The 12,193-nt window shown below is 47.2% G+C and carries 11 protein-coding genes, 1 pseudogene and 1 riboswitch; of the genes and pseudogenes, 5 read left to right on the top strand and 7 right to left on the bottom strand.

Annotation, left to right across the window (positions count from 1 at the left end; all coding sequences use genetic code 11):
* Positions 1–8: 8 nt before the first annotated feature.
* Positions 9–188 carry a hypothetical protein gene (locus VN105_RS24875; RefSeq protein ID WP_325645329.1) on the bottom strand — a complete coding sequence of 60 codons (180 nt, stop codon included), beginning with the start codon at positions 186–188 and terminating at the stop codon, positions 9–11.
* Between the two features lie 262 nt (positions 189–450).
* Here VN105_RS24875 and VN105_RS24880 point away from each other — a divergent pair, with 262 nt between their 5' ends.
* Positions 451–693, top strand: a complete 243-nt coding sequence (locus VN105_RS24880; RefSeq protein ID WP_325645331.1) for a hypothetical protein — start codon at positions 451–453, stop codon at positions 691–693.
* Positions 694–723: 30 nt separating this feature from the next.
* Here VN105_RS24880 and VN105_RS24885 read toward each other — a convergent pair whose 3' ends face one another.
* Together VN105_RS24885 and VN105_RS24890 are read right to left on the bottom strand one after the other, a co-directional pair.
* Positions 724–1,587 carry a pirin family protein gene (locus VN105_RS24885; RefSeq protein WP_325645333.1) on the bottom strand — a complete coding sequence of 288 codons (864 nt, stop codon included), beginning with the start codon at positions 1,585–1,587 and terminating at the stop codon, positions 724–726.
* 10 nt (positions 1,588–1,597) lie between these two features.
* A complete protein-coding gene (locus tag VN105_RS24890; RefSeq protein ID WP_325645335.1) occupies positions 1,598–2,887 on the bottom strand; it encodes a hemolysin family protein in 1,290 nt (429 codons plus the stop codon).
* Positions 2,888–3,097: 210 nt separating this feature from the next.
* Between VN105_RS24890 and VN105_RS24895 the strand changes: the two genes are divergently transcribed.
* Positions 3,098–4,075, top strand: coding sequence for a sulfite exporter TauE/SafE family protein (locus tag VN105_RS24895; RefSeq protein WP_325645337.1), 978 nt, complete (start codon positions 3,098–3,100; stop codon positions 4,073–4,075).
* A 9-nt stretch (positions 4,076–4,084) separates the two neighbouring features.
* On the opposite strand, the gene VN105_RS24900 is transcribed toward VN105_RS24895, so the two are convergent.
* Complete coding sequence (locus tag VN105_RS24900) at positions 4,085–4,411, bottom strand: NirD/YgiW/YdeI family stress tolerance protein (protein WP_325645339.1); 327 nt, start codon at positions 4,409–4,411, stop codon at positions 4,085–4,087.
* Between the two features lie 99 nt (positions 4,412–4,510).
* On the opposite strand from VN105_RS24900, the gene VN105_RS24905 reads away from it, so the two are divergent.
* Positions 4,511–5,722: a dicarboxylate/amino acid:cation symporter gene (locus VN105_RS24905; protein ID WP_325645341.1), complete on the top strand. Its 1,212-nt coding sequence runs from the start codon at positions 4,511–4,513 to the stop codon at positions 5,720–5,722.
* On the opposite strand, the gene VN105_RS24910 is transcribed toward VN105_RS24905, so the two are convergent.
* The 3 genes from VN105_RS24910 to VN105_RS24920 all read right to left on the bottom strand — a co-directional run bounded on the left by VN105_RS24910 (position 5,679) and on the right by VN105_RS24920 (position 9,436).
* Positions 5,679–6,851, bottom strand: coding sequence for a PLP-dependent aspartate aminotransferase family protein (locus tag VN105_RS24910; RefSeq protein WP_325645343.1), 1,173 nt, complete (start codon positions 6,849–6,851; stop codon positions 5,679–5,681). The two genes, VN105_RS24905 and VN105_RS24910, sit on opposite strands and share 44 nt — an antisense overlap.
* A 151-nt stretch (positions 6,852–7,002) precedes the next feature.
* Positions 7,003–7,116: riboswitch (SAM riboswitch) on the bottom strand.
* Positions 7,117–7,188: 72 nt separating this feature from the next.
* On the bottom strand, positions 7,189–8,136 hold the full coding sequence (locus tag VN105_RS24915; RefSeq protein ID WP_325645345.1) for an NAD-dependent epimerase/dehydratase family protein: 948 nt from the start codon (positions 8,134–8,136) through the stop codon (positions 7,189–7,191).
* Between the two features lie 55 nt (positions 8,137–8,191).
* A complete protein-coding gene (locus tag VN105_RS24920) occupies positions 8,192–9,436 on the bottom strand; it encodes a YdcF family protein (RefSeq protein WP_325645347.1) in 1,245 nt (414 codons plus the stop codon).
* A gap of 360 nt (positions 9,437–9,796) precedes the next feature.
* Here VN105_RS24920 and VN105_RS24925 point away from each other — a divergent pair, with 360 nt between their 5' ends.
* Positions 9,797–11,914 carry an ATP-binding protein gene (locus tag VN105_RS24925; RefSeq protein ID WP_325645349.1) on the top strand — a complete coding sequence of 706 codons (2,118 nt, stop codon included), beginning with the start codon at positions 9,797–9,799 and terminating at the stop codon, positions 11,912–11,914.
* 8 nt (positions 11,915–11,922) lie between these two features.
* Positions 11,923–12,193, top strand: a pseudogene (locus tag VN105_RS24930) (DUF4918 domain-containing protein); the annotation flags it as partial.

The following is a 12,193-nucleotide window of genomic DNA, read 5'->3' on the forward strand; positions in this document are numbered from 1 at the left end:
GGGGTTTATCAATGCTTTTTATGTTTACTGGCTTTTGTGCTCTTGCTGTTATGAGTGGTATCATCGCCTTTATCGTCCTGTTCTTCATTCTTCCTGCTGTCGAGGTTATCCCTGATTTCGGGGCGTGGCAAATTGGAGAATGATTGTTGTTTACTTTGCCGGGTATTTTCATTTCTGGTGCCTTTCATAAGATAAATTTTTGGTGAAGAATATCTAAGGGCCACAAAAGCAGTGCCTCTCTCCTTCCGGCTGCCTGTGGGCATATAGCGGAAAATAACGTGTCTGCTGTTCCACTTTTTGGCGTACAATATCCACAGTAATTTGCTGTGAGAGGAAGGCAGACGGGGGATAACTGAAATAATGTCAATGCCTTATGCCGGGCAATGCCCAGCCGCAGAAAACAGCGCATGATATCTGCTTATTATCTCCTGAACATAAAACTTATTTTTTATGAAAAACCTACCAGCTACCATCGGGCTCATGGGCCTTCTTACCCTCCTGGTTTTCTTCAGGGGTACTCCTGACAAGGCACAGGCTGCGCCGGTAACACCAGCCCGTATTGATCAGATTGAAGTATTTGCACAGGACACCTTTCCACCAAAGCCAATGGATACCGTAATGAAACATAAGAAGAAAAAAGACAGGAAAGGAGATACATCCTGGCCACAGAAGAGAGACACCTTATTCAGGTAATTTTAACAGAGGGGAAATTTCCCCTCTTTTTTATTGCTCCAGCGTACCAAATAAACCGTTCTTATAATCCTGTATGGCCTGCTCTGTTTCTTCAGCGGTATTCATCACAAAATTATCTTTCGCGGCTACCGGTTCATTGATGGGTTCAGCGCAAAGATATAAGAGGCGGGTATTTTCAAGTGCGGTGATATGCACATCGGGCTGTTCATCGTCTTTATCAAATACCACCAGGTGATAGCCTGGTACTTCTGTTCCGTTCACTTTTATTTTTCCATCCACTACATACAACAGCGTCCAGTATCCGCGTGTAGCCGTAAGCGTTACTTCGCGGTTTGCTTCCACTTGTCCCCAGATAGCCGTAATGGGTGTAAAGTTCTTCAGCGGCCCGGTTTTGTTCTCATAGTCGCCCCCAATAAGGGAGAGGTGTACGCCTTCTTTTCCTGCCACCGGGGGCATTTCTGCGCCTTTGATATACTGGTACCAGGGAGCTTCTCCCTTATGCGCCGCCGGTACATTAAACCAGAGCTGCAATAGTTCGTAGTTGCCGCCTTCTTTCAGAAATTGTTCCGAAGGGCCTTCGCTGTGCAGGATGCCTTTTCCTGCAAACATCCATTGCACATCGCCGGCAGTAACGGTCATAGCGTTACCAGCATTATCGCGGTGATAGCCCTGGCCCTGCAACATAAAGGTAACCGGTGCAAACCCGCGGTGCGGGTGCGGATGCAGCCTTTCTTCCGGCGATCCGGGCGCAAAGTATTTTGGCGGCATATGATGCACCACGATAAACGGGCTGGCAAAACGGAACTGCATAGTGGGCAGCGACTGCCGTACTACTTCGGTTTCTGTAATATGTTTTTCACGTCCTTCAAGCACGTGCAGGATCTTCTTCTCCATAAAAAACCATTTATCGGATCAGCCTTAACCGGGCTTTTTCCACGGAACTGCGGAACATCTTCAGGATCAGTACTTCGTAATCATCGATCATAATCACCTCTCCTTCCCGGGGAATGTTCCCGTGGATATAGTTAATTAAACCGGAAAGGGTTTCATAATGTTCACTTTCCGGCAACGGGTGGGGTAATAATTCATTGATATCCGCGATGTATTCATGTGCGTTCACAATAAAATTATCGTCTTTCTGCTCTACTATCGGGGCTTCATGATCATGTTCATCCTGTATATCTCCCACCAGTTCTTCCAGGATATCTTCCATGGTAACAATACCTTCCGTATCGCCAAATTCGTTGGTCACCACTGCCATTTGCAGACGCTGGCCCTGGAAGGTGCGCAACAGGTCTTTTATTTTCATGCTGTCGGGTACATAAAATACCGGCTTCATAATGTCTTTTATATTATGAAGCGTTTTTTCATGCATACCTTTTACCACATCTTTGGTATATACCACGCCTTTCAGCTCGTCGAGCGAGCCGCTGGATACGGGATAGCGGGAGTAACCGTCTTTGATCACCTGGTCTATCAGCTGTTCCAGGGGAAGATTGATATCAAGAGATGAAATATCCTTGCGGTGGGTAAGGATTTCCCTTACACGGCTGTCGTCGAACATAAACACGTTCTGGATCAGTTCCCGTTCGGTTTCCTCGATGGCGCCGCCTTCCTGGCTTTCAGAAATGATCAGTTTCAGTTCTTCTTCCGAGTGGATTTCCGACTCGCCTGCCGGTTTGATGCCCATAAGACGCAGGATGCTGTTAGCCAGGCCATTGAGCAACCATATAAAAGGGCGGAAGATGACGAAAAGGATCCGCAGCGGGATAGCCACCACCAGCGTGGTAGGCAGCGGTTTACGGATCGCCATTGATTTAGGCGCCAGTTCCCCGAAAACGATGTGCAGGATGGTGATAATGGTGAAGGCAATGGCTACGGCAATTACGTGGGTGGCGGCGAGTGAAATGGAAATGCCCAGGCGTTCCATCACCTGCAGTACGATAGCTGTCATTACCGATTCGCCTACCCAGCCCAGGCCCAGCGAAGCCAGGGTGATGCCCAGCTGTGTGGCTGCCAGGTAGCCATCCAGGTTGCCCAGGATGCTTTTAGCCGCGCCGGTGGCTCTTTTACCTGCAGCGCCGCCTTTACTGTTTATCTGGGAAGAACGTACTTTAACAATGGCAAATTCTGCCGCAACAAAAAATCCGTTTAATAACACTAATATAATTGTCCAGAAGAGTTGCCAAAGCATGTAGTTGTTAAATTGGTTCGCAACCCCAAATATAGGTAAATCAATTTTTATACGTCCGGGTATTTTAAGGAATTACAAATTATAAATTAAAATTCAGGAAGATATAAAGCAGGTTTTCTCTCCCCTTTTTGCAATTTTTTCTATACAGTCTACTAATTTCATAGAGTTTATGTATTTTGTGGAGAATTAAGGCTGGCACATTATAATAAAATGGAGAAAGAACTTACTACCCTTGCTGCATCTGCAGCTACGACCACAGGCGAACCCGATGCTGCAACGCTGCCGGTAAACGGCAATGCACCGGAAAGCGCCAACTTTAGAAAACAGCGCTGGATTTACGGTATAGCTGGCATCCTCATACTGGGGGTGATCCTTGGTGTGGCATGGTGGCAGTCGCCTGATTTCCGCACTTATGTGGAAGACGTACCTCCTACTTTCTATTATTTCCTGGTAGCCGGTTTTATTTTTGCCATGATCGACGGCGCCATTGGTATGTCATACGGCATTACCTCCACCACTTTTTCCCTGTCGATGGGCATTCCGCCTGCCTCTGCCAGTACGGCGGTGCATATTTCCGAAATCCTCAGCTGCGGTATTGCCGGCTGGATGCATATGCGGATGGGCAACGTAAATAAGAAACTATTCAGGATGCTGATATTACCCGGCATTGCCGGGGCAGTGATAGGCGCTTACCTGTTATCGTCGCTGGAACATTACGCACAATATACCAAACCGGTGGTATCGCTCTATACCCTGATCCTCGGCTCCGTGATCCTGATGCGCGCTATTAACGCGCAGCGTAAGAAACAGGTAGATAAAAAGATCACAAGAATAGGCCTGCTGGGCTTTGGCGGCGGGTTTATAGACGCCATTGGCGGCGGTGGCTGGGGTTCTATCGTACTGTCGTCCCTCATTGCAGGAGGCAGGCATCCCCGTTTTTCCCTGGGCACGGTAAAGGCTACCCGTTTTTTTATAGCCATGCTCAGTTCACTCACCTTTGTAACCGTACTGTATCATGTACACTGGGATGCAGTACTCGGCCTCGTTATAGGCAGCGCTATTGCTTCGCCTATTGCTGCGAAAGTATCCAATAAAATTTCTGCTAAAACTATTATGGTGGCAGTGGCGGTAATTGTGATCCTGGCAAGTATGAGAAGCATCTTTATGTTTGTGCATAAAATCATATAGCCACGGACGTTAGTCGTTGTTCACCTGCCGGCTTACCTTTAAAGTAATGGGCTTATTGATCTCGTATTCCACCAGGGCTTTAATGGTCACTTCATCCCTGTCGGTGAAAGGCTTTTCCGGGAGGAACTTCGGGTCTATGTCCACCTGGATTTCGGCGGTCCGGTCTTCAAAAAGATAGTTGTTACCGCGGAGCTTCTTTGTCACATAACCGGTCACCTTAACAATGGTGCTGTCGTTGTGCAGTTGCCGGGCATTGCGCATCACCTCTCCGATGGTGTAAGTCCGTTCCTGCAAAGCGAACAGGGGCAGCAACAAACATAGCAGCCAGCTTTTCATGATAAATATATTGGTTTGCTATCACCATAAACAATATTCGTGTCGGATTGTTCACCGGACAGATACATTTGGTTATCTTGTAAATTATAAACTTCGGGCATGGGATTCCTCAAAACGTACAGCAGTATGTTCTGGCTACTGGCTGGTATTATAGCCGGCAGTATAGCCGGGCTTATATTTGGTGAGCGTATCGCCGTTATCAAACCCCTGGGGGATGTTTTTCTGAACCTTCTTTTTACTGCTATCATACCACTGGTATTTTTTGCTATTTCAGATGCTATTGCCAACATTGAAGCGGGGCATAAGCTGGGCCGCATTCTTGGTGTAATGTCGCTGGTGTTCCTCGGCACTGTCCTGGTCTCTGCCTTTCTTACCATTGTGGCCGTATGGGTATTTCCCATTCACCAGCAGGTAACGCTTTCAAAAGAAGTGAACCTGGAACAACCTGGCAACTGGGGCGAGCAGGTGGTGCGGCTTCTTACTGTGAATGAATTTTATGAATTGTTGTCGCGCAAAAATATGTTGCCCTTTCTTATTTTCTCCGGGATGGTTGGTTTTGCCGCCATGCGTACCGGTGAAAAGGGCGCTGCCTTCCGGCAGTTCCTGCGCTCCGGCAACGAGGTGATGAAGGATATATTAACCCTCATTATGAAAGCGGGCCCTGTTGGTTTGGGCGCTTACTTCGCTTACCAGGTAGGCACTGTAGGCCCGCAACTGTTCGGCACCTACGCGCACTCCCTTGGTATCTACTATGGCTTTGGCATTGTATATTTTGTTGCTGGCTTCAGCGCGTATGCATTTATTGCCGGTGGTATACCCGGTATAAAGATCTTCTGGAAACATAACATTGTTCCTACGCTCACTGCTGTTGGTACCGGCAGCAGCATTGCCACGATCCCGGCCAATCTCCGGGCGGTAGAAAAAATGGGCGTTCCGCACGACATTGGCAATGTAGTAGTGCCGCTGGGGGCTACGTTGCATAAAGACGGCTCCAGCATTTCTTCCATCATAAAAATGGCTGTGGTATTTGCTATGTTCGGCAGGGGATTCGACAGCGTTGCCGTTATCCTCATGGCACTGGGCGTTACCGTTATCGCAAGTATTGTGGAAGGCGGTATTCCCAATGGCGGCTACATAGGCGAACTGCTGGTGATGAGCGTTTATGGCTTCCCGGTAGAAGCGCTTCCGCCGCTGATGATCATAGGCACCCTGGTAGATCCGCTGGCCACTATCCTCAATGCCACCGGGGATAATGTGGCTGCTATGCTTACAACCCGTTTTCTGCGAAAGCGGGCGATGGCAGTTTCGTAAACGCCTGCTCCAGGTCGGCCAGCAGGTCGGATGTTTCTTCCAGTCCTACCGATAAGCGGATCAGGCTATCGCTTACACCTGCTGCTCTTCTCTTTTCAGCAGGAATGGATTTATGCGTCATGGCCGCAGGGTGACATAGCAAGCTTTTAATGCCGCCAAGACTTTCCGCCAGTTTAAAATAGTGGGTAGCTATTACAAAGGCAGTTGCTGCTTCCGCAGTATCATCCTTTAGTGTAAAAGAAATAATACCACCAAACCCTTTGCTCTGCTGCTTTGCCAGCTCATGACCGGGATGCGATGGCAAGCCGGGGTAAAATACTTTATCTACTGCGGGATGTTTTTCCAGGTACTCCGCCAGCGCCTGCGCATTAATACCATGCTGTTTAATACGCAGGTGCAATGTTTCAATACCGCGTATCAGCAGGAAGCTGTCGAATGGCGAAAGTATGGCGCCGCAGGCATTCTGGTAAAATTTAATCTCCTCTCCCAGTTGCAGTGTTTTAGATACCACTACACCGGCAATAAGATCGCTATGGCCGCCCAGGTATTTTGTGGCGCTGTGAATCACCAGGTCGGCGCCCAGTTGCAATGGCTTTTGCAATACGGGGGAAGCGAAAGTATTGTCTACACAGAACAAACAGTTATGCGCTTTTGCAATGCGGCCAATGGCAGCAATATCTGAGATCTTCAGTGTAGGATTGGTAGGAGTTTCCAGCCATATCAGGCGTGTAGCGGGCGTGATGGCATTAAACACGGCCTGTGTATCTGAAGTATCCACATAGTTCACTTTAATGCCAAACTTCTCATATACTTTGTTGAACAAGCGGAAAGCGCCGCCGTAAATATCATCTACGGCTACAATTTCATCGCCTGATTTCAGCAGTTTAATTACCGCATCAATAGCTGCCAGGCCGCTGGAAAAAGCAGATGCAGTAGCGCCTCCCTCCAGTTTTGCAATGATCTTCTCTGCGGTTTCACGGGTAGGATTATTTGACCGCGCGTAGTCGTATCCTTTATTTACACCAGGCGCCTCCTGGATAAAAGTAGAGGTTTGGTAAATAGGCACGGCAATAGCGCCTGTTTGCGGATCTACGGGAATAGAATGGATCAGTTCTGTGATTGTGCTCATCGTTTGTTTGGTTTTTAGTTTGATGAAAATTGATTAAACAGGTTCGTTGAATGAGCTTATCAGGAAGGTGGGGGCATAAAAAAAACTCACCTGGAGCCAGATGAGTTTTCTAATTATTTGAAACAATAATATACAGTAAAACTATTGATCTGACTTATCTTTCCTGGTCCGTAAACCGGGATGGATGCAGCACCTTTCACTGTTTGCACAGTGATGGTTGCTAAGGTATCGTCGGGCCATGTCCCTCCTCCTTTCTTGATAAGCTATTTAAAGAACTGGTGCAAAGATAAGACAGAAAAAATAACTTCCAAATTTATTTTCCTACAAAATTAGTAGACTATTTAGATTTCGCTACTGTCTGCCGGATCCCTTCTTCATAGGAAGTAGGTTTCACGTTGAAATGCTGTTCAAATTTTGAAGAGTCGAAAATATAAGGGTGATTATTCTGGTATAGCATTTCCTTTATTTCGCGGATGGTGGTATCAAACAACCCGGATAAAGTGAGCATAAAGCTTCCCAGCTTCATATACTTCGGTTTTGCGTTCATTTGCGAAGCAATGAGTTGTATATACGCCTTTCCGTCCGGCGCAGGCCTGGCGGTAGGCAGGTGCCATACCTGGTTCCAGGAAGTATCGTCCTGCGACAACAGGTACAAGCCTTTGGCAGCATCCGGTGTAAAGGTATAACTATGCGGCTGATCGTCTTTTCCCAGCCACATAGCGCTGCTGTTCTTTTTGAACTTATCGATGACCAGCAGGTTAAGAAACCCGGTTTTATCGGCGCCGGGACCGTAAAAATCGGCAGCCCTGGCAATAGTAGCGGTGAGGTTACCGGCCTTTACTTCATTGAGCAACTGCGTGGCAATGGCTGCACGAACGGCGCCTTTCTTACTGGAAGGATGATACGGGGCGTCTTCTTTCATGGGACCGTTTACTAACCCGTACATATATACATTATCGAAGAAAATGAGTTTCGCGCCGGCCTCTTTACATGCGTCAATTACATTGGTCATGATCTTTGGCCAGGCGTCTGCCCATACTTTGATATCATATTTAAGTCCGGCAGTGAGGAACACTACGGTACTGCCTTTTACCGCTTTTTTTGTTTGAGCGGCATCGGTGATATCTGCCGGTACCAGGTCGGTAATCCCTTCAATGGATTTAGGGGAACGGCTTACGAGGCGCACCCGCTTTTGATGCTTTACCAGTTCAGCGGCCAGTTCATTGGCAATAATGCCGCCGGCGCCAAGAATGGTATATAAGGGCTGGATAGAAGAATCAGACATAAAATAAAGGATGTGTGTTTATAAATAGACGAATGAGTGAACGGAATATTTTATCTCAGGGATCCAGCGGATCAAAAACGTTTACCTGCAGGGAACGGAGATCGGGCAGGAACGACAAAAAGTAAAGGTCCGTTTGTTTAACATCTGCCGCAGGCATATATCCCAGTTCCGTTGTACAGCGTTTGGTAAACATCGGGCTGTTAACATACGCCACATGCATGATATCGGAAACGCACATCATCCTTTTATCAACCGGGATACCGCTTTGCCACATGATCCTTATGGCATTGCGCACGTTGGTGGTGGTATGACGGGCATAGGGGTCCACCATTACCGCAGCCGCAGGGATCTTTAATTCGTTTACCAGGTATTTCCTCATTTCCACTGCTTCGGAATACCGGGTTCCTACAGGCCGTACATGCCCGCCGGATACAATAATAAAAGGCGCCATTCCTTTACGGTACAATTCCGCCCCCGTACGGCAGCGGCTTCTACCGGTTTCGCTCAAAGGCTCTGTTGCCACCGGGCTTGCACCCAGGATAAGCATAGCGGTATAAGGATATTTACGCCAGTCCGTTTGCTTTACCATTTTGTAAGCAGCTTCGTTGGTGGCGGATAAAGGTTCATAACGTATGGCTTCATCACGGTGGTTCAGCTCCAGCAGCGCCAGCGCCACATCCAGCGACGGCTGGAAGAACAGCCCGGCCTTCTTCTCCGCTGCCTGTATCATTACCTGTTGTATCATCGACCTGTAAGCGGGCGACCATACATAATAGGTGGCAGAATCGATCACGGGATAACGGAGCCCCTTTCCATTCGTATAGGCGTTGAGGATATAGTTCACTCCATCGGCAGCGTCTTTCCAGGCAAGGCTCAGCAATGTGGCATCGGTTTTATCTGCATACAACTGGAACATCCCGCTGCTACGCATTTCGTTTAACAGGCGGCCCACTTCCTTTGGATGCCGCTGTAATAAATCGAGGAGGGCAGCGTTTACCTCAGCGCTGCTACGTGCTGAAAATTGCAGCGAAGCGGTAAGATCGCCGCTACTCACGGGATGGGCTACACGCTGCTGGTATTCATTTCCAAGCGCGCTGAGCGCACTGTCGTTGCCCAGGAGCCGCGACAGGCCCGGTACCTGCTCCATCAGGGTAAACAGGTAAAAGATCCTGTCCTGCAACGCACTGGTTCCTTTATGAAATTTGTAGTGCAGGTCAGGAGAGGCAGGCTGACCAAAAGTGCATGGCCACAATACCAGGAGCAGCAGGCCCGTTAGAAAACAGTTTTTCAGATAATGCATCAAAGCAGGTATTACGGCAACAATAATACAAAGGAAAACAAATCTATCGACCTGGTATATCAGCCAATAAAAATGTTACAATAACAATAATACAAAAGGAAAAGAGAACTTCATCTTTTCAAGTGAAACATAATGGTTATTTTATATTCCAAAATTTACACCTTGAAGCCTGGCACTATATGAAACTTTTAATAAGTAAAAAAATATAATGTATTAAATAAGATCATACATAGAAGATTCAGCAGAAATTACATATCTATTCTTTTTGTTTTTCATTGATTATCTATTAGTTACGGAACATAAAATGACTATTTTCGCACCGGTTTAGCCACCAGGCCAACGTCCCAATCTATAGTAACAATGTATACAACCCACGAAAAAAAAACCTTTGTACGTTATGCCGTGTTAACGATAATGGTGATTGTTCTGATGACCTTTTTTATGATCATCTCTCTAAGAAAAAAAGAGTCAACGCAGTTAGGCATAGTTGTTAAAGACCTTGTTGCCACTAAAACAGATGCAGGTCATATTGACCAGGCAGTGCAATTACTGTATGCGGCAGACAATAACTTCCGCGTATATACGCTTACATACGACCGTAAATACCTGAATACTTATGTTGACCAGTTGAGTAACATAACCGCGCATCTGGACAGCGCCATGAGTTCCACGGGAAATGAAAAACAGGTAGAGGCCCTGCTGGCCGACAAAGTGCGGAAATCACAGCTGTTCTTACAGACACGGCTATACGTAGACTCGTTACTGCAGCTATCGCAGGTATGGGATACTGCCAGCGCACCGCTCCCGCTGCAACAGCTGGGTAATATTAAAATGCCGGCGCCGGCCCCGAAAGCTGATACAATTATTACCACGGAAACCGCCACTACCAAAGGCCGTAAGAAATTGCTGGGCCGTATTAAAGATGCGATCAGTAATAAGTCGCAGGTACAGCAAACCAGCCAGCAGGTAAAAATTGTGCAATACGATACCAACACAGACGGTAAAGCTTTCTCTAAAGATCAGCTCGCGAAAATACAGGCTGCCTATAATAAATTTATCAGGGACGCCACCGATAGCCACAATAACCTGAAACAGAAAGAATACGCCCTGGTGATTGCCAATGAACGGCTGTTTTCTGAACTGCTTCACCTTATAGCCGACCTGAAGCAGCACATAGTTGAAGAATCTGATAAAAGACGGTTACGGCTGGGCCAGGATATTGATCATTCCCTCTACCGGCTGGATAAGCACAATTACTGGGAAATCCCTCTCATCCTGTTACTGGCGGGTATCATTATATATGGCATCATCCGGTTATACCGCTACGACCTGGCACTACTAAGGGCAAAGCAAGAAGCCGAAAAGTATGCACAGCAGAAAAGCGATTTTGCCGCCACCATCAGCCATGAAATACGCACGCCGGTACAGTCCCTGCTGGGATATGCGCACCTGCTGGAACGCGATAAAAATCCTGAAACGGTGCCGGCTATACGACATTCTGCAGAAATGCTGTTACAGGTGGTAAATAACGTGCTTGACTACACGCGGATGGAATCCGCAGAACCGGTATTGAGAGAAGAAAAATTCTCTCCCCGCATTGCCATTGAAGAAGTATGTAAAACGCTGGCGGTACAGGCAGAAATGAAATCATTGCCGCTGGAAGTAAATATTTATTTTCCCAGCACATTAATTGTAGTGGGCGACGCATTCCGGTTGAAACAGGTACTGATCAACCTGGTAGCCAATGCTATCAAGTTTACGGAAAAAGGCAGTATTACCGTTACCGCACATATACGTGACAACAACTTATTACAGGTAAGCGTAAAAGATACGGGTGTTGGTATTTCACATAAAGAACTACCTTTAGTGTTCAATGCTTTCTCCCAGGGAAATAACCATTATCACAAAGGAAGCGGGTTGGGGTTGCATATTTCTAAAAAAATCATCGATCTGCACAACGGAAAGATTCATGTGGAAAGCCTTCCAGGAAAAGGCACCACTTTTTATTTTGAAATCAGGTACAGGCTGATGAGCTCATCTCCTGCCACCAAAAAAATCATTGTCCCCGTGAGCAATACATCTACAAACGCAACTATTCCCGCCGGCATCCGTTTACTGGTGGTGGAAGACAGTATCCTCAACCAAAAGTTACTGGCCCTGATGCTGGACAGAATGCAGGCTTCCTATCTGATTGTTTCTTCGGCAGAAGAAGCCCTGAAAGCATACGAACGGGAAGCTTTCGACTTTATTCTGACAGATATTGACCTTCCCGGCATTGATGGGCTTATGCTCACCAACATGATACGGGCGCTGCCCGACCCGAAAAAAGCGGCCGTAACCATTATTGCCATTACCGGTAATGTGATGGATGATGACATTGAACTGTACCTCCGCTCCGGCTTAAATGACTACATCATGAAGCCTTACCGCGAAGAAGATATCCTGGAAAAAATTACCAGGCATCAGCAAATGGCTTAACTTGCGGAATGACTATCGCAGACCAGATCATTTCATTCAACGGCCAACTGCATTTCCCGGGCAAACTGCCTGCCGGCATCCGTGTGATGAACCCTTTCCGGGAAGGCCCCGGTATTATGGATATCATGAAACAGTTCTACAAAAAGTTTTATGATGATAAACAACCGCGGCAACTGATCCTGGGTATCAATCCCGGCCGGCTGGGATCCGGATCAACCGGCGTTCCCTTTACAGATACCAAACGTATGTGGGATAAATGCGGTATCGAAATCACCGGGC

This window comes from Chitinophaga sp. (genome assembly GCF_035564935.1).
In the GTDB taxonomy this organism is placed as follows: domain Bacteria; phylum Bacteroidota; class Bacteroidia; order Chitinophagales; family Chitinophagaceae; genus Chitinophaga.